Below are 23993 nucleotides of genomic sequence, written 5' to 3' on the forward strand. Positions count from 1 at the left end.
ATATGCATGGCGGCAGCCGACGCGCACGACCCGGACGTCTCGGACGGTCCCGACGCGCTCGTGGTCGGCGAGGCCGTCGCCCTCGACGTCCGCCCCGCGGGCTTCGTGCTGCGGGCCGCGGGCGCCGCGATCGACGTGATCGCCTCCCTGGTCGTCGGCCTCCTGCTCCTGCTCCTCATCGGGCGGCTCGCCGAGGCGGGCCTCCTCGACGACGCGTCCGGCGCCGCGTGCGCCATCGCCGCGATCGTGCTCGCGATCGTCGTCTTCCCCGTGGTCGTCGAGGTCGCGTCGCGTGGCCGGTCGCTCGGGCGCTGGGCCGTCGGCGCGCGCATCGTGCGGGCGGACGGCGGCGGCATCGGCCTCCGGCACGCGGTCGCGCGCGCGCTCGTCGGGATCCTCGAGGTCTACCTCACGCTCGGCGGGCTCGCCGCGCTCGTGGGCCTCCTCTCGCCGCGCGCCCAGCGCCTCGGCGACCTCGTGGCCGGCACGCTCTCGCAGCACGAGCGCGTGCCCGCGTATCCCGCTCCGCTGCCGCCCGTGCCGCCGCACCTCGTCGCGTGGGCGTCCGAGGCCGACGTCGGCCGCCTGCCGGACGCCCTCGGCCGTCGCCTCGCGCGCTTCCTCGCGCAGCGCGATGCCATGACGCCGGCCTCCCGCGCGCGCCTCGCCGCGGAGCTGGCGAACGAGGCCGCGGTGCACGTGTCGCCGCTGCCGGCCGCGGATCCCGAGTCGTTCGTGACGGCCGTCGGCGCCGTCCGCCGCGAGCGCGAGCACCGCGCCCTGATGCTGGAGCGCGACCGCATGGCGTCGCTCGAGCCGATCCTCGCGGGGCTGCCGCACGGGTTCCCGGCGCGCGACGGATCCACGCCCGCCTGATCCGCGCGCCGCTCCACGCGACGACGCCGCCCGCCCCGAGGAGGGGACGGACGGCGTCGGCGCGACGGCGCGGATCAGTACCGGTAGTGGTCCACCTTGTAGGGCCCCTCGACCGGGACGCCGATGTAGGCGGCCTGCTCGGGACGGAGCTCGGTGAGCTCCACGCCGAGCGCGTCGAGGTGCAGGCGCGCGACCTTCTCGTCGAGGTGCTTCGGCAGCACGTACACGCCGATCGGGTACTGCTCGTTGCGCACCCACAGCTCGATCTGCGCGAGCACCTGGTTCGTGAACGAGTTGCTCATCACGAAGGACGGGTGGCCGGTGGCGTTGCCGAGGTTCATCAGGCGGCCCTCGGAGAGCACGAGGACGCTGCGGCCCGACGGCAGGCGCCACTCGTGCACCTGCGGCTTGATCTCGACCTTCTCCACGCCCGGGATGCGCTCGAGGCCGGCCATGTCGATCTCGTTGTCGAAGTGGCCGACGTTGGCGATGATGGCCTGGTGCTTCATCCGCTCGATGTGCTCGACGCGGACGACGTCGACGTTGCCCGTGCCGGTGACGAGGATGTCGACCTGGTCGATGACGGACTCGAGGCGGGCGACCTGATAGCCGTCCATCGCGGCCTGGAGCGCGCAGATGGGGTCGACCTCGGAGACGATGACGCGCGCGCCCTGGCCGCGCAGCGCCTCGGCCGCGCCCTTGCCCACGTCGCCGTAGCCGACCACGAACGCGACCTTGCCGCCGATGAGCACGTCGGTGGCGCGGTTGAGGCCGTCGGGCAGGGAGTGGCGGATGCCGTACTTGTTGTCGAACTTGCTCTTGGTGACCGAGTCGTTGACGTTGATGGCCGGGAACAGCAGCTCGCCGTCGCGCGCCAGCTCGTACAGGCGGTGGACGCCCGTGGTGGTCTCCTCGGTGACGCCCTGGATGTCGGCGGCCACGCGGGTCCAGCGGTCGGAGGAGGCGGCGACGCTGCGGCGGAGCGTGTCGAGGATGACGCGGTACTCGTGGCTCGCGTCCTCCGGCGTCTCGGGCACGACGCCCGACAGCTCGTACTCGCGGCCCTTGTGCACCAGGAGCGAGGCGTCGCCGCCGTCGTCGAGGATCATGTTCGGGCCCGTCCAGTCGGCGTCGGCGGCCTGCGCCTCGCCCGACCAGTCGAAGATCTGCTCGGTGCACCACCAGTACTCCTCGAGCGTCTCGCCCTTCCAGGCGAAGACGGGGACGCCCGCGGGCGCGTCCGGGGTGCCGGCGCCGACCGCGACGGCGGCCGCGGCCTCGTCCTGCGTCGAGAAGATGTTGCAGCTCGCCCACCGCACCTGCGCGCCGAGGGCGGTGAGGGTCTCGATGAGCACGGCCGTCTGCACGGTCATGTGGATGGATCCGGCGATGCGCGCGCCCGCGAGCGGCTGCGACGCGCCGAACTCCTCGCGCAGGGCCATGAGGCCGGGCATCTCGTTCTCGGCGAGGCGGATCTGGTGGCGGCCGGACTCCGCGAGGGAGAGGTCGGCGACGCGGAAGGGCAGAGCGGTGGACGTGGCTTCCGGGAGCAGGGTCATGCGTCCAGTCTCGCATCCGACGCGTGACGCCCGGCCGTGGATGACGACCGGGCGCCCGACGGCTAGCGGAAGCGGCGGAGGCGCAGGCTGTTCGTGACGACGAAGACCGACGACAGCGCCATGGCGAGCCCGGCGACGAGCGGGTTGAGCAGCCCCAGCATGGCGACGGGGATCGCGGCGGCGTTGTAGGCGAAGGCCCAGAACAGGTTGCCGCGGATCGTGCCGAGCGTGCGCCGCGCGAGCCGCACGGCGTCGGCCACGAGCACGAGGTCGCCGCGGACGATCGTGATGTCGCCCGCCTCGATGGCCGCGTCGGTGCCCGTGCCCATCGCGATCCCGAGATCGGCTTGCGCGAGCGCGGCGGCGTCGTTCACGCCGTCGCCGACCATCGCGACCACGCGGCCCTCGGCCTGCAGGCGGCGGACCGCCTCGAGCTTGCCCTCGGGGAGGACGCCCGCGATGACCTCGTCGATGCCGACCTCCGCGGCGACGCGGTGCGCGGCGCCCGCCGTGTCGCCCGTGAGGAGGACGGGGCGGAGGCCGAGGGCGCGGATCCGGCGGACGGCCTCCGTGCTCGTGGGCTTGACGGTGTCGGCGACGGCGAGGATCCCGCGGACGGCGCCGTCCCACGCGACCGCGACGGCGGTGGATCCCTCCGCCTCGGCGTCCCGCAGCGCCGCAGCGAGCGTCGCGTCGGGCTCGGCGGCCCACCGCTCCGCGAGCCACGACGGCCGGCCGACGGCGACCGCGCGGCCGTCGACGACGCCGTGCACGCCGAGGCCCGCGGTGGCGACGAAGCCCTCGACGGCCGACGGGGATCCGGCGCCCGCCGCCTCGACGACGGCGCGCGCGACCGGGTGCTCCGACCGCGCCTCGAGCGCGGCGGCGACGCGCACGAGCTCGTCGGCGTCGATCCCCGCCGCGGGCACGGCCCGCACGAGCGACATGACGCCCGTCGTGACGGTGCCGGTCTTGTCGAGCAGCACGGTGTCGATGCGCCGGGTGGACTCGAGCACCTCGGGTCCGGTGATGAGGATCCCGAGCTGCGCGCCCCGGCCCGTGCCCACGAGGAGCGCGGTCGGCGTCGCGAGGCCGAGGGCGCACGGGCACGCGATGATCAGGGTGGCGACGGCCGCGGTGAACGCGGCTTCGGGCGGGAAGCCGAGCAGCAGCCAGCCGACGAGCGTGCCGACGGCGAGCACGAGCACCACGGGCACGAAGACGGCCGAGACGCGGTCGGCCAGGCGCTGGATCCGGGCCTTGCCGGTCTGCGCCTCCTCCACGAGCGCGGCCATGCGGGCGAGCCGGGTCTCCTCCCCCACGCGCGTGGCGCGCACGAGCAGGCGGCCGCCGGCGTTGAGGGTGGCGCCCGTGACGTCGTCGCCGGGGCCGACCTCCACGGGCAGCGACTCCCCCGTGAGGAGCGAGCGGTCGACGGCGCTGGACCCGTCGACGACCACGCCGTCGGTCGCGATGCGCTCGCCCGGCCGCACGACGAACTCCTCGTCGACGCGCAGCTCGCGGATGGGGATCCGCCGCTCGACGCCGTCGCGCACGACGGCCACGTCCTTGGCGGCGAGGTCGAGGAGCGCCGCGAGGGCGGCGCCGGACGCGCGGGCGGCCCGCGCCTCCAGGTAGCGGCCGCCCAGGAGGAAGACCGTGACGGCCGCGGCGACCTCGAGGTAGACGTCGCCGGATCCGCCGCCGGGCTCCGAGACGAGGCTCATGGTCATGCGCATGCCGGGCTCGCCCGCGTCGCCGAGGAAGAGCGCGTACAGGGACCACAGGAAGGCGGCCGCGACGCCGATGCTCACGAGCGTGTCCATGCCGACGCCGCCGTGGCGCGCGCTGACGGCCGCGGACCGGTGGAACGGCCACGCGCCCCACACCGCGACGGGCGCGGCGAGCGCGAGGGACAGCCATTGCCAATCGTCGAACTGGAGCGCCGGGATCATCGCCATGAGGAAGACGGGGACGGTGAGGGCCGCGGAGACGACGAGGCGCTGGCGCAGCGCGAGCTCCTCGGCGTCGGGGCGGCGGGCCGCGACGGCGTCACGGGCGGCGGGCGCCGCCGCGGGCTCGGGCGAGGCGGCGGATGCCGGATCCGCCGCGCCGGCGTCGGACGCGGCCGGCCGGACGCGCGGGGCCTCGACCGCGACGGGCGCGCGCCCCGCGGATGCGGATGCGGCCGGAGCAGGAGCGGACGCGACGTCCGCCGCCCCGCTCCCCCAACCGGCGCGCTCGGACGCGCGGTACCCCGTCCGCTCGATGGTGCGGATCGCGTCCTCGACGCTCGTGCCCTCGGGCAGCTGCACGCGCGCCCGGTGCGTGGCGTAGTTGACGGCCGCCTCGACCCCGGGCATCCGGCCGAGCTTCCGCTCGATGCGCATCGCGCACGATGCGCACGTCATGCCCTGCACGTCGAGGTCGACGCGCGTGAGCACGACGCCGTCCTCGGGCGGGGCGGCGACGGGTCCCGTGACGGGCGCGGATCCGGATGCGGGGTCGGTCACGTCAGACCTCCGCGACGTAGCCGGCCTCGTCGACGGCGGCGCGGACGGCCGCGGGGTCGAGCGGGCCGTCGCTCTCCACGGTGACGGTGGACGCGCCGCCCACGACGAGGTCGACGGCGACGGACGCGACGCCGGGCAGCTCGCCGACCTCCTCGGTGACGCTCGCGACGCAGTGCGCGCAGGTCATGCCGGTGACGGGGAAGGTCGTGGTGGTCATGGGATCTCCTTCGTGTCGTGCGCTGTCGATGGGTGCGGTGCCGGAGGCGCGGATCAGGAGCGGACGAGCCGCGCGATGGCCGCGGAGGCCTCGCGCACCTTGTCGTCCGCGACCTGGCCGCCCTCGCGCGCGGCCTCCGCGAGGCAGTGGGCGAGGTGGTCGTCGAGCAGCTTCAGCGCGACGGTCTCCATGGCGCGCGTGACCGCGGACACCTGCGTGAGGACGTCGATGCAGTAGGTGTCGGACTCGACCATGCGCTCGATCCCGCGCACCTGGCCCTCCGCGCGCCGCAGCCGCTTGAGGATGTCGTCCTTGCCCTCGCTGTACCCGACCATGGCGGCCACCTCCCGTTCCCGTCCATGGTACCCCCTGGGGGTACCCACCGGAACCCCCCAGGGGTATGCCGCGGGCGCCCGCACGCGACGACGCCGCGCCCCTCCAGGAGGGACGCGGCGTCGGATGCGGTGCGGGTCGCGGGATCAGGCCCCGCGGATCAGCCCCAGGAGCTCGTCGCGGAGGGCGGCCATGCGCTCCTCGGTCGACGCCTCGACGTTCAGGCGCAGCAGCGGCTCGGTGTTCGACGGGCGGACGCTGAACCACCAGAACGCGCCGTCGTCGCCGACCGGGCCGTCGACCGTGAGGCCGTCGAGCTCGTCGAACTCGCCGCGGCCGCGGAAGGCCTCGACGATGCGCTCGTAGGCGGCGGGCACGTCGTCGACCGTGCTGTTGATCTCGCCCGACAGCGCGTACGGCGTGTAGCGCGCGGAGAGGTCGGACATGAGGCCGTCGGTCTGGCCGAACTCGGCGAGCAGGTGCATCGCGGCGAGCATGCCGTTGTCGGCGCCCCAGAAGTCGCGGAAGTAGTAGTGCGCGGAGTGCTCGCCGCCGAAGACGGCGCCCGTGGCGGCCATCTGGTCCTTGATGAGCGAGTGGCCGACGCGCGTGCGGACGGCCGTGGCGCCCGCCGCCTCGATGGTCTCGGGCACGATGCGCGAGGTGATGAGGTTGTGCAGGACCGTGACGTCCTCGTCGGGCGACTGGGCCTTCACGCGCGAGATCTCGCGGAGGGCGACGATGGCGGCGACGGCGCTGGGCGTGACCGCCTGGCCCTTCTCGTCCACCACGAAGCAGCGGTCCGCGTCGCCGTCGAAGGCGAGGCCGAGGTCGGCGCCGTGCTCGACGACCGCCTTCTGCAGGTCGACCAGGTTGGCCGGCTCCAGCGGGTTCGCCTCGTGGTTCGGGAACGTGCCGTCGAGCTCGAAGTAGAGCGGGATGATCTCGATGGGCAGCTCGGGCAGGCCGGCCGCGGTGCCGAGCACGGCGGGCACGGTCATGCCGCCCATGCCGTTGCCGGCGTCGACGACGACGCGCAGCGGGCGGATCCCGGACAGGTCGACGAGCTGACGGAGGTAGCCGGCGTAGTCGGCGAGCACGTCGCGCTCGCGCACCTCGCCCGCGGGCTCGACGGGTGCGATCCCGCCCTCGAGGAAGCCGATGGCGCGGTCGCGGATGGCGCCGAGGCCCGTGTCCAGGCTGATGCCCTGCGCGCCCGCGCGGGAGAACTTGAGGCCGTTGTAGGTGGCCGGGTTGTGGCTCGCGGTGAACATGACCGCGGGGGCGTCGAGGGATCCGGACGCGAAGTAGGTCTCGTCGGTGGAGCAGAGACCGATGAGGAGGACGTTGCCGCCGCGGGCCGTCGCGCCGCGCGCGAACGCCTGGGCGAAGGACGGCGAGGAGTCGCGCATGTCATGCCCGACCACGATCTCGCTCCCGGCGGCTCCGAGCTCGTCGACGAAGCCGGCGCCGAGGGCCGTGACCAGCTCCTCGGTCAGTTGGCTACCGACGAGACCTCGCACGTCGTAGGTCTTCACGATGGCGGTCAGCGTCTCGGCGGCAGTCGTCGTCATGCTCCGAAACCTACCTCACCGAGCACCCCGTGCCGGACGATCTGCCATCCCTGCGGGGCCGAGAGGCGGGCCGCGTGGCGGTCGCACAGGTCGTAGCTGTGCGGCTCGGAGTCGTGGCTGAGGGGCCCGAGGACGGCCATGGAGTCCGCGTAGACGTAGGTGAGCGTGGTCGTGGCGCCGCCGGTGCAGCCGACGCGGGAGCAGGGCCTGTTCGTCATGTCGGGCCCACACTACCGCCGACCCCGGGGCCGTACGATGGGGCCATGCCACGATCGCGCCGCCGGGGAGGCCACGTCTCCATCCGGGGCTCCTGGCGGGATCGGCACGGCCGCGGCCTCCGCTCCCCCGTCACCGGGCCGGAGCTGCCGGTGCTGCGCACGCGCGCCGACGTCTTCGACCAGACCATCGCGTCCGCCGCCGAGTACCTCCGCGGCCTCTGGCCCGACGAGCTCGACCGCGTCTCGTTCGAGGTCGCCGCGCTCCCCGCCGAGAACAGCGAGCGGGACGGCATCGACCGCTGGAGCGTCCTCGCCGACGAGCGCCGCGTGATCTTCTACCGCCTCCCCATCGAGCGCCTCGCGCACCTGCACGAGGACGACGAGTACCACCAGCGGGCGCTCGTCGAGGGCTGCGTGTACCGCGCGGTCGCCGAGCTGCTCGGCAAGGACCCGTGGGAGCTCGCGCCCGACAGGTACGACCCGCACTGACCGCGGATCCCGAACGGGCGTCAGGCGTCCGCGTCTCCGCGCGCGGAGCGGCCGGCTCGGACCGGCGTCAGGGGTGGACGCGCAGCGGGTCCGCGGCCGGCAGCACCGGCACGACGGGCAGCGCCGCGGATCGCCCGGGCTCGGCGAGCGTGACGGTCGCCGTGAGGCCGGTGGCGCCCTCGAGCAGGTAGGTGCGCCCGGCCGTGACGGCGACGGAGGCCGCGGATCCCGGGGGCACGTCGAGCGACACCGGATCCGATCCGTCGGTCGGCCGCGCCGTGACGGTCGCCGCCTGGCCGCCCGCGTTCCGCAGGTGCAGGAGCGGCGCCGGACCGGCGGGCACCGACACGAGCGCGTCGCGCGTGAGCGCCTCCGCGGACGGGACCCACGCGAAGTCGGTCGCGCCGCTCTCCGCCGCGCCGGACACGCTGCGCACGGCCGCGGTGACCGGGACCGAGCTCTGCACCGTGACCGAGTAGCGGCCGTCGGGGAGGTCGGCGACCGGCACGTCGATGGTGCGGCCCGCGTCGGCCTGCACCGTGAAGGTGGTGCCGGTGCCGTCGGTGCCCTCCTCGGGGGCGACGCTCACGCTGACGTCGGCGTCCTCGGATCCGGGGACCACTATCCGCACGGCCGTCTCGCGGTCGGGGTCGGTGCCGGGGTCGGAGCCCGCTCCGGGCGCGGATCCGCCCGCGTCGGCCGCGGGCTGCTCCTCGCCCTCGACGGGCGCGACCGCGGCCGCCTGGGAGTCGATGCGGAGCCCGGTCATGGCCAGCTCGGTGGACGGGGCCGCGGCGGGGCCGATCCAGTCGACGCCGCCCGCGAGGAGCCCGCGCACCGTGCTCTGCTCGAGACGCGCGACGATCTGGCCGCCGCGGCTCTGCACGTGCACGGCCGGGGAGGAGAGGTCGGGGGCGAGGCCCGCGAGGCTGAGCACGCGGCGGCTGCCGGCCGGGACGGAGATCCCGCTGGCGCCCGGGGCGCTGACGGCGCCGTCCTCGCCCGTGATGGCGAGGTCGACCGTGGAGGAGACGCCGGACGGGTTGTCGAGCACGACGAAGGTGGTGCGGCCGGTGGTCGTGGCGCCGCCGACGAGCCACGCGTCGGCCGTCGCCTCGGCGCACGACGCGACGGCGAGCCCCGCGAGGTCGGACTCCGTCGCGATCTCGGAGGACGCGCCCGCGAGGTCGGTCGGCGCGTCGTCGACGGCGCCCGCGACGGCGAGCACGGAGGGGGCGCTGGACGCCGCGCCCTGCACGTCGGGAGCCTCGAGGCGCGAGGTGCGGACGTCGGGGGCGGCGCCCGTCGACCCGGTCACGGCGGATCCGCTCGTCGTGGCGGCGCTCCCCTCGGCGACCGCGGTGGTCGTCGAGGCGGCGTCCGCGGCGGGCGGGCGGAGGAGGGAGCCGGCGCAGACGCGCTGCTGATCGGTCGCGACGGGGGTCACGAGCACCGAGGGGGCGCTCGCGTCGCTGGCTGCGGGCGGGAGCAGGAGGGCGCCGGTCACGACGACCCCCAGCACGGCGACGCCGACGATCCCGGTGGTCACGCGCGTCGCGATGCGCACGGCGTCACGCGTGGCCATCTGTCCTCCTGCGGTCGTCGTCGTCGGCGCCGCGGGCGCGGTCGTCGTCCCGGTCGGCGGCGGGCGCGGGAGCCGCGTCGTCGCGCTCCCCGTCGTCCCCGGCGCGGCGCTCACCCGCCTGCGGGATGTCGCCGAAGGGCGCGGCCTCCACGGCCTGTCCCGTCGGCTCGTCGAGGTAGGCCGGGGTGCCGCGGTCGTCGTGCGCGGGCCGCGGCTCCACGGCGTCCGCCGGGCGCGCGTCCCCCGCGGCGACGGGCTCGCGGTAGGCGGGCAGCGGGCGGCTGCGCGCCGCGAGGCCGCCGGTGGGGATCGCGAGGAGCAGCGTGAGCGCGAACACGAGCGCCTGCGCCGCGAGCACGCCCGCGCGCCCTGGGTCGTCGAGGTTGCCGGGACCCGCGACCTGGGCGACGAGGTCGTCGCTGCCCACGAAGCGCCAGAGCAGCCCGGCCTCGGTCTGCCCCACGGCCGTGAAGACGGGGTCGTCGTCGAGGGCGGCGCGGGCGCGGTCGTGCACGACGGTCTCCGCGTCGCCCGACGGTGTCTCGAGCAGCACGTAGCTGATCCCGAGGCCCTGGAGGTCCTCCGTCGCGTCGAGTCCCGAGCGGGAGGAGACGTTGCCCGCGAGCTCGGCGACGCGCGTCTGCGTGTCGGACAGCGGCCCGATGGTCGAGTCGACCGTGGAGACCTGCTCGAGCGTGCGTCCGGCGCCGCGCTCCACGTCGGCGGAGAGCGAGCCGTCGTCCCCGGCGCGGAGCACGAGCGTGCCGACCGCGGGATCCGTGGCGGCCTCCGCGACGACGAGGCCGGGCAGCGAGGTGTCGGTGGTGGCGCGCACGGCGGTGGATCCGGCGACCGCGGCCGAGACGAGCGGGAGGGCGAGCACGACCAGGGTCACGGCGGCCACGAGCCCCGGCACGACCGAGCGGCGGCCGAGCGTCGCGAAGCCGAGCACGAGGGCGCCGGCGAGGCCGAGCCAGAGGAGGCTGAGGCCGGACCCGGGCCAGACGGCGACGACGTCGGATCCGGTCGACTGCACCACCGTCCGCGCCGCGAGCACCGCGGTCGCGAAGCCCAGCACCGTCACGCCCAGCGCGAGGGCGGCCCGGTGCGATCCGCGGAGGAAGAGCGCCGCGATCGCGCCCAGCACGAGCGGCGCGACCAGGACCGCGACGACGACGAGCGGCACGGCGGCCGGCAGTGTGGCGCCCAGCGACTCGACGAACGCGGACCATCCGCCGAGGCCCGAGGTCGGGAAGCCGAGCGCGAGGCCGGGCACGTCGGCGGGCGTGAAGCCCGCGGGGACGGCCGGGTCGGCGGCGAGGGCGAGCGGCTGCCCCTGCATCACGCGGTAGACGACGAGGGGCGCGACCAGGGCGACCAGCGGCACGGGGATCGTCGCGAGCCGGCCGGCACGGCGCCCGGCCCGCACGGTCGCGACGAGCCACAGCATGAGCACGGCGGGGACGAGCGAGGGGGCGGACGCGCCGACGGCGGCCATCAGGATCCCCGCCACGGCGGACGCGGACCACGAGCGGGGCGCGCGCAGCACCGCGAGCGCGAGCCACGGGAGGAGCAGGTGCGCGAGCACGGCCGGCAGGCGGCCCTCGCCGAGCGCGATGAGCAGGGTGGGCGCGAGCGTCCAGACCAGGGCGGCCAGGGCGCGCAGCCAGGCGTTGCGGGTCAGCTGCGCCGCGCACAGCCAGGCGGCGAGGGCCGCGAGCGGCAGGGCGGCCACGAACAGGCCGAGCACCGCGAGCGACGGCTCCCACGCGGTGACGCTGCCGAGCACGGCGAGCACGTAGGCGAATGGGTCGGAGGGGGCGACGGGTCCGGCGCCGGATCCGCGCACGCCGATGCCGACCTGCGCCCACAGCGCGCCGGCGCTCGGGCCGAGCGGCAGCAGCTGGCCGCCGACGAGGGCGGTGCCGGTGAGCCGCGGCAGCCACATGACGGCGGAGAGGAGGAGCGCGGCGAGCACGGTCCAGCCGCCGCCGGTGGCGAGGAACTCCACGCCGTCGGAGACGCCCATGTGCTCGACGCGGTACTGCTCGCGGGCCAGCGACCGCCGGCGACGGCCGACCGCGAGCGGCTGGCGGAGGGAGGCGATGCTCGACCACGGCGCCGTCCGGGCCGCGGCGAGCCGGCGACGGCTGGCGCGGATCCGCCCGGGCGCCACGGCCACGCGCACCGCGGCGCCGATCTCCCCGGGAGCGGCCGTCGGGCGCTTGCGGAGCATCTGGAGCAGCGCGCGCAGGATGGCGAGGGGCACGAGCGAGAGCCAGTGGAACGGGACGGCGGCCGCCGGCGCGTAGGCGAGGCGGCGGTGCAGCTGGGCCTGCCGGCGCAGTCGACGGCGGCGACGGCGCGGCGTGCGCTTCCCGAGGAAGGCGGTGCCGGGGCCCGCGTCGCCCGCGGAGGCGACGCGGGCGGCGGGGACGACCACGACGCGGTGGCCGGCGAGGCGGGCGCGGACGCAGAGGTCGAGCGCGTCGTCGATGGCGGGGAGCGCGTCGTCGAAGCCGCCCAGCTCGTCCCAGAGGCGGTGGCGCACCAGCATGCCGCCCGCGGCGACGCCGAGGACGTCGCTCATCTCGTCGTACTGCGCCTGGTCGAGCTCGACGTCGACGATCGGCACGGCCGCGCCCAGGGTCGTGAGCGTGGTCCCCATCTCGTGGATGTAGCCCGGGTGGTCCCACTCCATGAGCTTCGGGCCGGCGACCGCGACGCTCGGCGAGGCCTCGACGGCGGCGAGCAGGCGCTCGAGCGCGTCGGGCGCGGGCGCGTTGTCGGCCGAGAGCAGCCAGAGCAGCTCGTGGTCGCCCTCGGGCGCGGGGATCACGCGGACGGCCTGGTCGACGGCCTGCCCGAAGGTCATGCGCGCGGGGGCCTGCACCATGCGCGTCGGGTCGGACGCGGCGAGGAGGGCGGCGGATCCGTCACGCGAGCCGAGGTCGACCACGACGACCTGGTCGGGCCGCCGGGTCTGCGCGGCGATGGCCGCCAGGGTCCGGTCGAGGAACGGCGCGCCCTCGTGGGCGACGAGGATCGCGGTTACTCGTGGCTGCATGACAGGGGAGACCCTACGTGGTGCGTGGTGGGGATCCGCCGCAGCCGGACGGCGCGCCGGAAGCCGGGGGCCCCGGGCGGGTCAGACCGCGCGCTTGCGGAGCTTGCGGCGCTCGCGCTCGGAGAGGCCGCCCCAGATGCCGAAGCGCTCGTCGTTCTCGAGCGCGTACTCGAGGCACTCGCTGCGCACCTCGCACGATCCGCAGATCTTCTTGGCGTCGCGGGTGGAGCCGCCCTTCTCGGGGAAGAACGCCTCCGGGTCGGTCTGCGCGCAGAGCGAGTCGGCCTGCCACGCGAGCGGGTTGCCGTCGTCGACGCCGCGGACGCCCGGGACCCCGAGTCGCACGGGGTCGACGAACCAGTCGTCGGGGACTCCGGCGTGGTACTCAGGTAGTGCCATGTCACGATCTCCCCACGCGGCCGGGGCGCCCGGCCGGCCCCAGCTCATCGTCATAATTACACCGGTGTAACTCCCCCGAGTCAAGCCGCGGAGGGTAAACCCTCAGCCGCTCCTCGAGGGTTGCGACGCGCCGCCGCTCGCTGCCGGCGCTAGGCCGCAGTGCCGGCCTGGCGGGCCCGCCAGGCGCTCGTGACCATGTCGTCCAGGGTGTGCCGCATGGCCCAGTCGATGTCGCGCGCGGCGAGCTCTCCCGAGGCCACGATGCGGGCCGGATCGCCGGGGCGGCGGTCGTGCAGCTCGGGCTCGAAGTCGATGCCGGTCGCGCCCGCGATCGCCGTCATGATCTCGCGGACGCTGACGCCCGCGCCGCTGCCGAGGCAGTAGACGGGCTCGACCGGATCGCCGGCCTCGAGCCGCCGGGCGGCGGCCACGTGCGACGCCGCGAGGTCCACGACGTGGATGTAGTCGCGGACGCACGTGCCGTCGGGCGTCGGGTAGTCGGATCCGTAGACGCGCGGCGTCCGTCCGTCGAGCAGCGCGTCGAAGACGAGCGGGAACAGGTTGTGGGGGCTGGTGTCGAAGTAGCCCTCGTCGCCGGATCCGACGACGTTGAAGTACCGCAGCGACGCGTGGCGGAGGCCCTTGGCGACCCCCTGGTCGCGCAGGAGCCACTCGCCGATGAGCTTGGACTCGCCGTACGGGGATTCAGGGGCCTTCGGGGTGGCCTCGTCGACGAGGTCGACGTCCGTCGTGCCGTACACGGCGGCGGAGGAGGAGAACACGATGCTGTCGACGCCCGCGCGCTCCATCTCCTCCAGCAGGACGGCGGTGGCCGTGACGTTCTGCTCGTAGGTGTGCAGCGGGCGCTGCACGGAGACGCCGGCGTACTTGAACCCGGCGACGTGGACGACGCCGCGGATGTCGCCCGAGCCGAGGATGCTCGCGAGCAGCTCCCGGTCGAGCACCGACCCGCGGTGGAAGGGCACGCCGTCCGGCACGAAGGACGCGTGGCCGCTCGAGAGGTCGTCGAGGACGACCGTGTCGATGCCGGCGCGAGCGAACGCGGAGACGATGTGCGAACCGATGTAGCCGGCGCCGCCGGTGACCAACCATGTCATGCGGCAACCCTATCGACGGCCGTCGGGACCTCCGGTCACGCGGCGTCGTCGCCCGCGGCGGGCGCCGGCGTCGTCGCGAGGAACGCCTCGCCCTCCCCCGTCACGACGAGCCGGCCCTCGTCGGGCGTGACGAAGACGGCGTCGCCGCGGCGGATCACGACGGTCGAGGCCTCGCCGCGGAGCGTCACCTCGCCCGCGGTGCAGAGGACGATGGCGGGCCCGTCGACCTCGACCACGCTCGCGCCCGCGTCGCCGTCGGCCGCGTCGCGCGTGGCCGGCGCGATCCGCGCGAGCAGGAAGTCGGGCACGTCCGGCCGGTACAGCTCGACGCCCGGCGCCGCGTGCTCGGGCGCGAGGTACGGCACGGGCAGCGCCTGGAACTCGAGCACGTCGAGGAGCTCGGGCACGTCGACGTGCTTGGGCGTGAGGCCGCCGCGCAGCACGTTGTCGGACGCCGCCATGAGCTCGATCCCGAGGCCGTGCAGGTACGCGTGGATGTTCCCCGCGGGCAGGTAGAGCGCCTCGCCGCGGCGCAGCGTCACGCGGTTGAGTAGCAGGGAGGTGACGATGCCGGGATCGCCGGGGTACGCCTCCGCGAGCTCGCGCACGGTGCGCATCTCCGTCGCGAACTCGCGGCACTGCCGGTCGGAGGCGAGGCTCGCGAGCAGCGTGACGCGGTCGACGAGGCGGCGCACCTCGGATCCGCCGCCCATGAGGAAGGCGAACGCGTCGCGCAGCACGTCCGCCTCGGAGCCGGTCAGGCGCGACAGGACCGTGCGGATCACGGCCGGGTCGGAGTCGGGCCCCGACGCGTCGAGCGTGAGCAGCAGGGTGAAGACGTCGCGCACCTCGGCGAGCGGGCGGAAGCCGCAGAGGGCGTGGAACTCGTCGCTCAGCGCGTAGACGAGCTCGGGCTTGTGCAGCGGGTCCTTGTAGTTGCGGTGCGGCGCGTCGATCGGGACGCCGCGCTCCTCCTCGTCCCGGAAGCCGAGGCGGGCGCGGTGCAGGTCCGGGTGCGCCTGCAGGGAGAGCGGGCCGCCCGCGGCGAGCACCTTGAGGAGGAACGGGAGGCCGGGGCCGTCGCCCGGGCGGAGGCCGGAGGCGAGCGGGCCGAGCGTCGTCGCGGGGTCCGCGTGGATCCACTCGGACAGCGTCCGCGCGCCGCCGACCGTCGACGGGTCGACCACGCGGGTCGGCGAGCCGTCGTGCGCGCCGAGCCACAGCTCGGCCTCCGGGCCCCCGGACGGCTCGCGGCCGAGGAGCTCGGCGATGGCGGTGCGGGACCCCCATGCGTAGTCGCGGGGGGTGTTGGCGAGGGCAGTGAACACGTCGGATCCTGTCGGGCTTGGCGGCTACCTACAACGCCCGAGGGCGCGCGTCCTGTCCGGACGCGACCAAAGTACCAACCGATGACCGCGCCGCCGGGACGCCGACCTAGGCTCGGCCGCAGGCGCCCGTCCCCGAGGGCGCCGACGAACCGCAACGGAGCATCGTGTCCCTCACCCCCCTCATCGGCGACTTCTACGGCTACGAGTCCCGCCTCGGCGACCGGGAGAAGGAGTCCCTCGCCGACCTCCGCGCCTACCTCGAGACCGAGGTCCGGCCGCACGTCAACGGGCTGTGGGCCCGCGCCGAGTTCCCCCGCCACGTGGTCGCCGGCCTCGCCGAGCGCGGCATCTTCGGCATGCCGTTCGCCGAGACGCGCCCGTTCGAGAACTCGGCCGTGTACCGCGGCTGGGCCGCGCTCGAGCTCGGCCGCATCGACGCGAGCATCGCCACCGTGGTCGGCATGCAGAGCGGGCTCGTGATGGGCAGCGTCGCCGTCGCCGGATCCCCCGAGCAGCGCGCCGAGTGGCTGCCGCGCTTCGCGTCCGGCGAGATCCTCGGGTCCTTCGGGCTCACCGAGCCGCTGTCCGGGTCCGACTCCGCCCGGGGCCTCCGCACCGTCGCGACGCGGCGCGGCGACGAGTGGAGCATCACGGGCGCCAAGCGCTGGATCGGCAACGGCACCATCAGCGACGTCACGGTCATCTGGGCCAAGGACGCCGACGACGGCCAGGTGAAGGGCTTCCTCGTCCCCAACGACTCCCCCGGCTTCCGCGCCACGCGGATCGAGGACAAGCAGGCGCTGCGCATCGTGCAGAACGCCGACATCGAGCTCGACGGCGTCATCGTGCCCGAGCGCAACCGCCTGCAGAACTCGCGGTCGTTCGCCGACACGGCCGCCGTGCTGCGCCTCACGCGCGCCGAGGTGGCGTGGGCCGCCATCGGCATCTCGATCGGCGCCTACGAGGCGGCCGTCGCGTACGCGGGCGAGCGCCAGCAGTTCGGCAAGCCGCTCGGCGCGCACCAGCTGATCCAGGACCTCCTCGTCCGCAGCCTCGGCAACATCACGGCGTCCATCGGCCTCGTGACGCGCGCGTCCGAGATGGTGGACGAGGGCACCCAGTCGGACGAGCACTCGGCCCTCGCCAAGGCCTACGCCACGAGCCGGATGCGCGAGACCGTCGCCTGGTGCCGCGAGGCCTTCGGCGGCAACGGCATCGTGCTCGACTACGACGTGGCGCGCTTCTTCGCCGACGCCGAGGCCATCTACTCCTACGAGGGCACCCGCGAGATGAACACGCTCATCGTCGGCCGGGCGATCACGGGGCACGCGGCCTTCGTCTGATGGACAGCGGGGGCGCCGGGCGCGCGGGCGATCGCGCCGCCCCCGCCCCCGCTCCGCCCAGGCGGCGGGTCGCGACCCCGGGGCCGGATACCCTGATGGGCATGCCCACCGCCAGCCGCCGAGCCCTCCGGAGCTTCGCGACCTTCGTCCTCGTCACCACGTTCGCCGGTGACATGTGGCGCGACAGCCTCAGCTGGTGGGGCTTCGGCGCCATCGCGCTCGCGGTGCTGGTCACCTGCATCACGCTGCTCGCGCGCTCGCGGCCCCTGCCGCGCCTGCGCGTGCTCCCCGTCCCGCTCCTCGCGTTCACGGGGATCGCGATGCTGTCGATCGCGTGGTCGCAGTACCGGGCCGAGTCGGCGCTCGGCGTGCTCATCCAGCTGTCGACGTCCATCGCGGCGCTGACGCTCGTCGTGCTGCTGTCGTGGTCGGAGATCGTCCAGGCGCTCGGCCGCGCGTTCCGCGTCATCCTCGGGCTGTCGCTCGCCTTCGAGCTGTTCGTCGCCGTCGTGGTGCGCCAGCCGGTCATGCCGTTCTTCACGGACTACGGGCCGCGCGCGCCGGCCGCCTTCGCGTGGACCCGCGGGGAGCTCCTCAGCGGCGGCCGGATCCAGGGCGTCGTCGGCAACGCCAACCTGCTCGCCATGGTGGCGCTGCTCGGCCTCATCGTCTTCTCGCTGCAGTACGCGGCGCGCACCGTCGACCGGAGGCGCGCGGCGCTCTGGATCGCGGTCGCCCTCCTCACCCTCGCCCTCACGGGGAGCTCGACCGTGCTGGTGGCGCTCCTCATGACCGGCATGGTCGCGGTGCTCGCGCTCATCGCGCGTCGCGTCGGCCTGCGGGGGCGGCTCGCGCTGGCGGGCGGCGTCGTGGTGGCCGCGGCGGTCGGCGCGGGCGTCGTCGTCACGCGCACCTCGGAGGTCTTCGAGCTGCTCGGCCGCTCGCCCGACCTCACCGGCCGCTTCGAGATCTGGGAGTCCGTCATCGGGCTCGCGCAGCAGCACCCCGTCATCGGCTGGGGCTGGATCGGCTACTGGGCCCCCTGGGTCAAGCCGTTCGAGGGCCTCGCCGTGCGCAGCGGCGTCACCTACCTCCAGGCGCACGACGCCTACCTCGACGTCTTCCTGCAGCTCGGCGTCCTGGGCGCCCTCGTCCTCGTCTGCCTCGTCGTCACGACGTACGTCCGCTCGTGGTGGGCCGCCATCGACCGGCCGCAGCACCGGCGCGACCGGGTCGAGCCGTACTCCGCGCTCGCGCTCGCGCCGCTGCTGCTCATGACCGCGCTCGCCGTGCAGAGCCTCGCGGAGAGCCGGCTGCTGTACGAAGGGAACTGGCTCCTGCTCGTCGTCATCGCGATCGCGACGCGCTCCGGCATGGTCGCTCGCGAGGACGTCCCCGGACCCGTGGACTCCCGGCGGCGGCCCCGCCCGGTCGCCCCCGGCGTGGCCGCGCCGGGCGCCGGGGACGCGGGCGCCGCCGGGCCCGGCGCTGCGGAGGTCGGGGCCCCGGTCGACCGCGGCCCCGCGCCGGCGTCCGCATCCCGGGCCGCCGCCTCGCCCGCGACCGCGTCGCCGCCCGCCTCCGTCGCGCTGGCCGGCCCCTCCGCCGCTCCCGCCGCCGGCCCCCACGATCCCGACGCCGCGTGACCGCGGCCGCGCTCACCCACGACCGCCCGTGACGACCGCTCCGTGAACGCCCCCGTCCGCCTCGTGCTGCCGGAGCGCCTGCCCGACCTCCTCGGGTCGGCCAGGTTCTCGGCCGCGCTCACGCAGTGCATCCTCGGCACGGCGCTCCTCTCCCACGCGCTGCGAGCGACCACCGGCTGGGCGGGGCTCGTCGCCATCGTGACGGGGCTCGTCGTCCTGGCCGGGGCGTCGCTCGCGGCCAAGCGCGGCGACTGGGAGTGGCGCGGCCTCCTCCCCATCTCCCTGCTGGTGCTCGTGGCCTGGTGCGCGGCGACGCTGCTCTGGACCGCGTACCAGCCGGACGCGATCGGCGGCGTGCTCTACCTGGCGGCGTCCGCGTTCCTCGCGGTGTACGTCGCGGTCGTCCGCGACCTGATCCAGATCGTGCGCGCCGCCGGCGACGTCCTGCGGCTGGTGCTGGTGGGCTCCCTGGCGCTCGAGGTCCTGGCCGGGCTCCTCATCGACGGGCCGATCCCCTTCCTCGGCATCCGCGGGGCGCTCGAGCGCCTCGGGCCGATCCAGGGGCTCCTGGGCGAGCGCAACGCCCTCGGCATCGTCGCGCTCGTCGCCGCCGTCACGTTCGCGATCGAGCTCATCACCCGGTCCGTGTCCCGCGGCCGCGCAGTGTTCTCGCTCGCGACGGCGCTCCTCGTGGCGTCGCTCACGCGCTCGTCGGTGATCCTCGGCACCTTCCTCGTGCTCGCGGTCGCCGCCCTCGCCATCCTCGGCCTCCGCCATCTCGCGCGCCAGGCCCGGCCTCTCGCCAACAGCGCCGCCCTGGTGCTCGCGGCCCTCGTCGCCGTGCTCGTCGTCGCCTTCCGCTCCCCCGTGCTGCAGGTGCTGCAGGCCCGGCCCGACTACCTCCAGCGCGTCGCCCTCTGGCGCGAGATGCTCCGCCTGATCGACCTGAACACCATCGAGGGCTGGGGCTTCGTGGGCCTCTGGCGGCTGGACGCGTACCCCTACACGGCGCTGGACCTCGTGAGCCGCGGCGCGCAGGAGACCGGCCGGAACGCCTACCTCGACCTCTACCTCCAGGCCGGGCTCGTCGGCCTCGTGCTCTTCGCGGCCTTCTGCGCGCTCGCGCTCGGGCGCTCGTGGGTGCTCGCGACCAGCAAGCGCGGCGTCGGCTACGTGTGGACGGCCCTCGTCCTGGTCGTGCTCCTCGTCGCGTCGCTGGCCGAGAGCGTCACGATCGTGGAGTGGGGGTGGGTGCTCCTCGTGATCTGCGCCGTCAAGGCCGCGCAGGGTCGCAGCTGGCGGCACGGCCTGCCGCAGCCCGCGCCCGATGCGCGCCACCCGGAGGGGACGCCGGCGTCCTGATCCGTCGGGTCGTCGTCGCGCCGGACTCGGCCCCGCGCCGGGTGGGGACGGCCGGGGCCGCCCGCGTCAGACCGCGCCGGTGTCGGTCGACTCGGCGAGCAGCCCGGCCGACGGGGCCCAGTACGCGACCTCGCGGAAGCCGCCCGCGGCGGGCTCGAACGAGGTGATGCTCGACAGGGCGCAGCGGCGCTTCCGCGGATCGTGGAACAGCGGCTTCCCGGCGACGCTGCGGTGCGCCATCCAGATGGGCAGCTGGTGCCCGACGAGGACGGCGTCCGTGCCGTCCGGGGCGTCGGCGGCGGCGGCCGCGAGCTCGGCGCGCATGCGGGCGGCGACCTCCGCGAACGGCTCGCCCCAGCTCGGGCGCAGCGGGTTGACGAGGTAGCGCCACGCGGCGGGCTTGCCGAGGATCTTGAGGCTCACGTCGAAGCGCCCGCCCTGCAGCCTGCTCGACGCCTCCACGAGCCCGTCGCGGCGCTCCGCCTGGAGCCCGAGGGCGGCCTCGAGCGGCGCCGACGACTCGAGCGCGCGCTGCAGCGGCGACGATCGGAGCAGCCCGACCTCGCGACCCGACGCGACCACGTGGTCGGCGGCCGCGGCGGCCATGCGGCGGCCCAGCGCGGTGAGGCCGAAGCCGGGGAGCCGGCCGTAGAGGATGCCGTCCGGGTTGTCGACCTCGCCGTGGCGCACGAGGTGGATCCTGGCGGCCGTCACGGGAGGAGGTTCCGTCGGATCAGCACCCCACGACCCTATCCGACGGCCGACGCGGCGGGCCCCGGACGCGTCCCGCCCCGCCGCCCGCCGGTTCGGCGCGGGGCCCGCCGACCGGCTACGGTGACTCTGATCGGCCGACCAGGAGGACCACCATCAGCGAACCAGATCTCGTCCCCCGCACGCCCGCCGGCAGCAGCACCTCGGTCATCGGCGGGGTCATCCGCACGGCCCGCATCCGCCAGTGGATGAAGAACGTCCTGGTGTTCGCCGCCCCGGTCGCGGCCGGCGCCCTGTTCGAGCCGTCGCTGATCCGCGCCGTGCTCGCGTTCGTGGCCTTCTGCCTCGCCGCCTCCGGCATCTACTTCCTGAACGACATCCTCGACGTCGAGGCCGACCGCGCGCACCCGCGGAAGCGCTCGCGGCCGATCGCCGCCGGCATCGTCCCGGTGCCGATCGCGATCGCGGTCGCGGCGGTCCTCCTCCTCGGCGGGCTCGCCGTGGCCCTCGCCGGCGGCATCGAGCTGGCCGCGGTCGTGCTCTGCTACGAGCTCGTGCAGATCGCGTACTGCATCTGGCTCAAGCACATCACCATCCTCGACATCGCCGTCGTCTCCTCCGGCTTCCTGCTGCGGGCCATCGCCGGCGGCGCGGCCACCGGCGTCGTCCTCAGCCAGTGGTTCCTGCTGGTCGCCGTCTTCGGCTCCCTCCTCATGGTCTCGGGCAAGCGCTACGGCGAGCTCGCCAGCAACCCGGACCTCCAGGGCGACGTGCGCGGGTCGCTCAAGGGCTACACGCTCGGCTACCTCGGCTTCATCTGGCACTCGGCCGCGACGATCCTCATCCTCGGCTACAGCCTCTGGGCCTTCGAGCTCTTCACCGACCTGCGGAACCTCTGGCTCTCCATCTCGGTGGCGCCCTTCGTGCTCGCGGTGCTCCGCTACGGCCAGCACATCGACCGGGGCGACGCGCAGGCCCCCGAGGAGATCGCGCTCGGCGACCGCATGCTGCAGGTGCTCGCGGGCGTCTGGCTCGTGATCCTCGTGATCGGCCTGTACGTCCAGCCCAGCGCGTTCTGACGCGAATTCCGCCGGGAAGCGGCGACCGCCGCGGCGGCCGGGCGGCACCCGGCGTCAGCGCGCGAGCGAGGCGAACAGCTCCTCGTACGCGCGCGTGACGGCGTCCACGCCGTACAGCTCCTGGGCGCGCGCGGCCATGGCGGGCACGTCGTCGTCGCGCGCCGCGATGTCCTCGAGCGCGCGCGTGATGGCGCCGGAGTCGCGCGGCGGGACGATGACGCCGAAGCCGGTCGTCCGCACGGGCTGGCGGACGCCGGGCAGGTCGGACGCGATCGCGGGCACCCCGGCGATCATGGCCTCCACCTGCACGATGCCGAACGCCTCGAACGCGTTGACCGAGGTGAGCGCGAAGGCGTCCATCGACGCGTAGAGGTCGGGGACGTCCTCGTCGGCGACGAAGCCGAGCAGGCGGATCCGGTCGTCGCCCGCGATGCGCTCCTTCACCCGGTCGATGACCGAGCCGCCCGCGACGCGGGAGAAGTCGCCGCCGATGAGCAGGCGCGCGTCGGGCCGGTCGAGCGCCGAGAACCCCTCCACGAGGTACTCGATGCCCTTCTCCTCCACGATGCGGCCGAGGAAGCCGACGTGCAGGCCGTCGGTCTCGCGGAAGGCCGGCCGTCCGCCGCTGCGGTCGTGGCAGCCGGGCGGGATCACGGCGCGCCGGGCGGTGAGCGCCGACGCGATGCGCGAGTGGTCGGCGTAGTCGTCGCTCGTGACGACGACGCGCGTCGAGCTGCGGGCCGCGAGGACGCTCGAGCGATCCATCACCTGGCGCTGCACCGCGTTGACGAGGCCGCTCGGGAGGTCGACGTCGCAGTGGTAGGTGGTGACGACGCGCGTGATCCGCGACGCCCGCCAGGCGAGCGGTCCCGCCTCGACCATGGGCGCGTGGATGTTGACGACGTCCGCGTGCCGCGCCTCGCGGAGCACCGCGGGGATGAACGACGGGCTGATGACGCCCTTGCCGAGCTGCAGCAGCACCGGCGTCCGCACCACGCGCACCCCGGCGATCGTCTCCTCGAGCGGCAGGGCGGCGTCGTGCCGGGTGGTGACGACCGTGACGCGGTGGCCGCGCGCCACGAGGCCTTCCGCCACGTCCCTGGCCACGTTCGTGAGCCCGCTCACGTACGGCGAGTAGTAGGTCAGGGCGATGACGACGTCGGTCACGGGGTCTCCTCGAGGGTTCTCGTGCGGGCGGTGCGGGCGTGACGGGTGCCGACGGCGCGGAGCCGCAGCAGCGCGACGACCCATCCGACGAGCGAGCCCCCGCCGAAGCCGGCCGCGATCGCGGTCGCCCAGCCGAGCGGCCCCTGGAGCAGCGCGGTGGCCGCGGCCGCGACGACGAGGGCGGCGACCCACGCGATCGACGAGTCGCGGTGCCGGTCGGTGGCGATGAGGGCCTGCGTGCCGATGACCAGGCCCACGTGCGCGAAGACGCCGAGCACGAGGATCCCCACGTCGGGCCCCGGCAGCGAGCGGCCCGAGCCGAAGACGAGCTCGATGACCCACGGGCCGACGAGGGCCGCGACGACGCCGGCCACGACGCCGACGCCTGCGACCGCGGCCGCGATGAGCGTCATGCGCCGGATCAGCGCGGCCGTCTCCCCGCGACGGACGTAGGCGACGAGCGGCGGCACGATGAGGCCCTGGAGCGGCACGAGCATGAAGAGGGGGACGCGCGCGACGCTGAAGGTGGCCTGGAACGCGCCGGCCGTGCCGACCGTGCGGTCGAGCGCCGCGATGACCACGGGTCCCGCGTTGAGCAGCAGCTGCGCGCACACGCCCGCGCCCAGGAGGGCGAGGTAGGCGCGGCGGATGCTCGTGCCGGGCGACAGCTCGGGCCCCGGCCCGGTCGCGAGCGCCGCGGGGTCGACGGCGGCGACGGCGGGATCCACGGCGCCGGCCGCGGCGTCCGCCCGCCCGCCGCGGAGGCGCAGCAGCACCGGGATGTGCGCGAGCGCGATGGCCGCGAGGAGCGCCGCCGCGAACCAGGAGACGGCGTCCGGCAGGTCGAGCGCGGTGAGGAGCAGGAGGGCGCCGAGCGCGAGCGCGACGCGGAGGCCCGAGTCGGCGAGCAGCACGCGCGAGTACGCCGTCACGTCGCCGCGGGCGACCATGGCGCCGCGCGCGGTGAACTGCAGCGCGGACACGGGGGCGATGAGCGCGTAGGCCACGACGAGACCGATCGGCATGCCCGCGCCGAGGAGCAGCGGCGAGGCGGCCGCCACCGCGACCAGGCCGACGAAGGCCACCGCGCCGGAGAGCCCCAGCGCGGAGCGGACGGCCGCGCGGACGTCGACGCCGTGCGCGCCGAGGCGCGCGAGCTCCTGCTCGACGGGGAGGAACAGGCCGAAGCCGACGACGAGGGCGACGGACCAGAAGACGGAGAACATGTCGAACGCGGCGTCGCCCGCCACGGCGTCCGGCGCGAGGGCCGCGACGCTCCGCGACACGATCCCGAGGAAGACGTAGGTGACGAGCCCGGTGACGACCGTCGCGCCCACCACCAGCAGCGCCCGGCGGCGGGCGCTGGGGACGGCGGTCATCGCATCAGGCTACCTGCCGGGATCGGCGGG

The 23993-nt window shown here is 75.2% G+C and carries 20 protein-coding genes; 6 read left to right on the forward strand and 14 right to left on the reverse strand.

Annotated features, from left to right (window positions below; all coding sequences use genetic code 11):
- Nucleotides 1-6 precede the first annotated feature (6 nt).
- Nucleotides 7-876 carry an RDD family protein gene (locus FGI33_RS08145; protein ID WP_237581624.1) on the forward strand — a complete coding sequence of 290 codons (870 nt, stop codon included), beginning with the start codon at nucleotides 7-9 and terminating at the stop codon, nucleotides 874-876.
- Nucleotides 877-950: 74 nt separating this feature from the next.
- Here FGI33_RS08145 and ahcY read toward each other — a convergent pair whose 3' ends face one another.
- The 6 genes from ahcY to FGI33_RS08175 all read right to left on the reverse strand — a co-directional run bounded on the left by ahcY (nucleotide 951) and on the right by FGI33_RS08175 (nucleotide 7290).
- Nucleotides 951-2435 (reverse strand): adenosylhomocysteinase, encoded by a 1485-nt coding sequence (ahcY, locus tag FGI33_RS08150; protein ID WP_119435433.1) that lies wholly within the window; start codon nucleotides 2433-2435, stop codon nucleotides 951-953.
- A 62-nt stretch (nucleotides 2436-2497) separates the two neighbouring features.
- Complete coding sequence (locus FGI33_RS08155) at nucleotides 2498-4948, reverse strand: heavy metal translocating P-type ATPase (protein ID WP_237581625.1); 2451 nt, start codon at nucleotides 4946-4948, stop codon at nucleotides 2498-2500.
- 1 nt (nucleotide 4949) lies between these two features.
- Nucleotides 4950-5165 (reverse strand): heavy-metal-associated domain-containing protein, encoded by a 216-nt coding sequence (locus FGI33_RS08160; RefSeq protein WP_116052587.1) that lies wholly within the window; start codon nucleotides 5163-5165, stop codon nucleotides 4950-4952.
- Nucleotides 5166-5218: 53 nt separating this feature from the next.
- Nucleotides 5219-5500, reverse strand: coding sequence for a metal-sensitive transcriptional regulator (locus FGI33_RS08165; RefSeq protein WP_015489737.1), 282 nt, complete (start codon nucleotides 5498-5500; stop codon nucleotides 5219-5221).
- 144 nt (nucleotides 5501-5644) lie between these two features.
- The gene (locus FGI33_RS08170; RefSeq protein WP_119434906.1) at nucleotides 5645-7072 is read right to left on the reverse strand and encodes a phosphomannomutase/phosphoglucomutase; all 1428 of its coding nucleotides are present in this window, start codon (nucleotides 7070-7072) and stop codon (nucleotides 5645-5647) included.
- On the reverse strand, nucleotides 7069-7290 hold the full coding sequence (locus FGI33_RS08175) for a DUF3499 family protein (RefSeq protein ID WP_015489735.1): 222 nt from the start codon (nucleotides 7288-7290) through the stop codon (nucleotides 7069-7071). Before FGI33_RS08175 ends, FGI33_RS08170 begins: the two co-directional genes overlap by 4 nt.
- A gap of 45 nt (nucleotides 7291-7335) precedes the next feature.
- Between FGI33_RS08175 and FGI33_RS08180 the strand changes: the two genes are divergently transcribed.
- Nucleotides 7336-7779: a metallopeptidase family protein gene (locus FGI33_RS08180; protein WP_086520751.1), complete on the forward strand. Its 444-nt coding sequence runs from the start codon at nucleotides 7336-7338 to the stop codon at nucleotides 7777-7779.
- A 67-nt stretch (nucleotides 7780-7846) separates the two neighbouring features.
- On the opposite strand, the gene FGI33_RS08185 is transcribed toward FGI33_RS08180, so the two are convergent.
- From FGI33_RS08185 to manA, 5 genes are all read right to left on the reverse strand, one after another.
- Nucleotides 7847-9364 (reverse strand): DUF5719 family protein, encoded by a 1518-nt coding sequence (locus FGI33_RS08185; protein ID WP_119434907.1) that lies wholly within the window; start codon nucleotides 9362-9364, stop codon nucleotides 7847-7849.
- Nucleotides 9351-12431 carry a glycosyltransferase family 2 protein gene (locus FGI33_RS08190; RefSeq protein WP_237581627.1) on the reverse strand — a complete coding sequence of 1027 codons (3081 nt, stop codon included), beginning with the start codon at nucleotides 12429-12431 and terminating at the stop codon, nucleotides 9351-9353. The genes FGI33_RS08185 and FGI33_RS08190 overlap by 14 nt, the downstream gene beginning before the upstream one ends.
- Before the next feature lie 81 nt (nucleotides 12432-12512).
- Complete coding sequence (locus FGI33_RS08195; protein ID WP_119402281.1) at nucleotides 12513-12830, reverse strand: WhiB family transcriptional regulator; 318 nt, start codon at nucleotides 12828-12830, stop codon at nucleotides 12513-12515.
- Between the two features lie 149 nt (nucleotides 12831-12979).
- A complete protein-coding gene (gene galE, locus FGI33_RS08200; RefSeq protein ID WP_119402282.1) occupies nucleotides 12980-13948 on the reverse strand; it encodes a UDP-glucose 4-epimerase GalE in 969 nt (322 codons plus the stop codon).
- 35 nt (nucleotides 13949-13983) lie between these two features.
- Nucleotides 13984-15276 carry a mannose-6-phosphate isomerase, class I gene (gene manA, locus FGI33_RS08205; RefSeq protein WP_119434898.1) on the reverse strand — a complete coding sequence of 431 codons (1293 nt, stop codon included), beginning with the start codon at nucleotides 15274-15276 and terminating at the stop codon, nucleotides 13984-13986.
- A 164-nt stretch (nucleotides 15277-15440) separates the two neighbouring features.
- Here manA and FGI33_RS08210 point away from each other — a divergent pair, with 164 nt between their 5' ends.
- From FGI33_RS08210 to FGI33_RS08220, 3 genes are all read left to right on the forward strand, one after another.
- A complete protein-coding gene (locus FGI33_RS08210; protein ID WP_119434899.1) occupies nucleotides 15441-16619 on the forward strand; it encodes an acyl-CoA dehydrogenase family protein in 1179 nt (392 codons plus the stop codon).
- 101 nt (nucleotides 16620-16720) lie between these two features.
- Nucleotides 16721-18265: an O-antigen ligase family protein gene (locus FGI33_RS08215; RefSeq protein WP_237581629.1), complete on the forward strand. Its 1545-nt coding sequence runs from the start codon at nucleotides 16721-16723 to the stop codon at nucleotides 18263-18265.
- A 42-nt stretch (nucleotides 18266-18307) separates the two neighbouring features.
- Nucleotides 18308-19627, forward strand: coding sequence for an O-antigen ligase family protein (locus FGI33_RS08220; RefSeq protein ID WP_119434851.1), 1320 nt, complete (start codon nucleotides 18308-18310; stop codon nucleotides 19625-19627).
- A 66-nt stretch (nucleotides 19628-19693) separates the two neighbouring features.
- Here FGI33_RS08220 and FGI33_RS08225 read toward each other — a convergent pair whose 3' ends face one another.
- Complete coding sequence (locus FGI33_RS08225) at nucleotides 19694-20341, reverse strand: histidine phosphatase family protein (protein ID WP_119434852.1); 648 nt, start codon at nucleotides 20339-20341, stop codon at nucleotides 19694-19696.
- A gap of 245 nt (nucleotides 20342-20586) precedes the next feature.
- On the opposite strand from FGI33_RS08225, the gene FGI33_RS08230 reads away from it, so the two are divergent.
- Nucleotides 20587-21417: a decaprenyl-phosphate phosphoribosyltransferase gene (locus FGI33_RS08230; protein ID WP_237581631.1), complete on the forward strand. Its 831-nt coding sequence runs from the start codon at nucleotides 20587-20589 to the stop codon at nucleotides 21415-21417.
- A 54-nt stretch (nucleotides 21418-21471) separates the two neighbouring features.
- Here the strand turns inward: FGI33_RS08230 and FGI33_RS08235 are convergent, their stop codons facing one another.
- Complete coding sequence (locus tag FGI33_RS08235; protein WP_237581633.1) at nucleotides 21472-22584, reverse strand: glycosyltransferase family 4 protein; 1113 nt, start codon at nucleotides 22582-22584, stop codon at nucleotides 21472-21474.
- The gene (locus FGI33_RS08240; RefSeq protein WP_237581635.1) at nucleotides 22581-23963 is read right to left on the reverse strand and encodes a hypothetical protein; all 1383 of its coding nucleotides are present in this window, start codon (nucleotides 23961-23963) and stop codon (nucleotides 22581-22583) included. The genes FGI33_RS08235 and FGI33_RS08240 overlap by 4 nt, the downstream gene beginning before the upstream one ends.
- Nucleotides 23964-23993 lie beyond the last annotated feature (30 nt).

It is taken from the genome of Clavibacter phaseoli (assembly GCF_021922925.1).
GTDB classification, from domain to species: domain Bacteria; phylum Actinomycetota; class Actinomycetes; order Actinomycetales; family Microbacteriaceae; genus Clavibacter; species Clavibacter phaseoli.

What these genes read in the sequence shown, in the direction of transcription:
- FGI33_RS08145 (WP_237581624.1), top strand. Translation starts at nt 7, where the DNA reads ATGGCGGCAGCCGACGCGCACGACCCGGACGTCTCGGACGGTCCCGAC.
- ahcY (WP_119435433.1), bottom strand. Translation starts at nt 2,435, where the DNA reads ATGACCCTGCTCCCGGAAGCCACGTCCACCGCTCTGCCCTTCCGCGTC.
- FGI33_RS08160 (WP_116052587.1), bottom strand. Translation starts at nt 5,165, where the DNA reads ATGACCACCACGACCTTCCCCGTCACCGGCATGACCTGCGCGCACTGC.
- FGI33_RS08165 (WP_015489737.1), bottom strand. Translation starts at nt 5,500, where the DNA reads ATGGTCGGGTACAGCGAGGGCAAGGACGACATCCTCAAGCGGCTGCGG.
- FGI33_RS08170 (WP_119434906.1), bottom strand. Translation starts at nt 7,072, where the DNA reads ATGACGACGACTGCCGCCGAGACGCTGACCGCCATCGTGAAGACCTAC.
- FGI33_RS08175 (WP_015489735.1), bottom strand. Translation starts at nt 7,290, where the DNA reads ATGACGAACAGGCCCTGCTCCCGCGTCGGCTGCACCGGCGGCGCCACG.
- FGI33_RS08180 (WP_086520751.1), top strand. Translation starts at nt 7,336, where the DNA reads ATGCCACGATCGCGCCGCCGGGGAGGCCACGTCTCCATCCGGGGCTCC.
- FGI33_RS08185 (WP_119434907.1), bottom strand. Translation starts at nt 9,364, where the DNA reads ATGGCCACGCGTGACGCCGTGCGCATCGCGACGCGCGTGACCACCGGG.
- FGI33_RS08190 (WP_237581627.1), bottom strand. Translation starts at nt 12,431, where the DNA reads ATGCAGCCACGAGTAACCGCGATCCTCGTCGCCCACGAGGGCGCGCCG.
- FGI33_RS08195 (WP_119402281.1), bottom strand. Translation starts at nt 12,830, where the DNA reads ATGGCACTACCTGAGTACCACGCCGGAGTCCCCGACGACTGGTTCGTC.
- galE (WP_119402282.1), bottom strand. Translation starts at nt 13,948, where the DNA reads ATGACATGGTTGGTCACCGGCGGCGCCGGCTACATCGGTTCGCACATC.
- FGI33_RS08215 (WP_237581629.1), top strand. Translation starts at nt 16,721, where the DNA reads ATGCCCACCGCCAGCCGCCGAGCCCTCCGGAGCTTCGCGACCTTCGTC.
- FGI33_RS08230 (WP_237581631.1), top strand. Translation starts at nt 20,587, where the DNA reads ATGAAGAACGTCCTGGTGTTCGCCGCCCCGGTCGCGGCCGGCGCCCTG.
- FGI33_RS08240 (WP_237581635.1), bottom strand. Translation starts at nt 23,963, where the DNA reads ATGACCGCCGTCCCCAGCGCCCGCCGCCGGGCGCTGCTGGTGGTGGGC.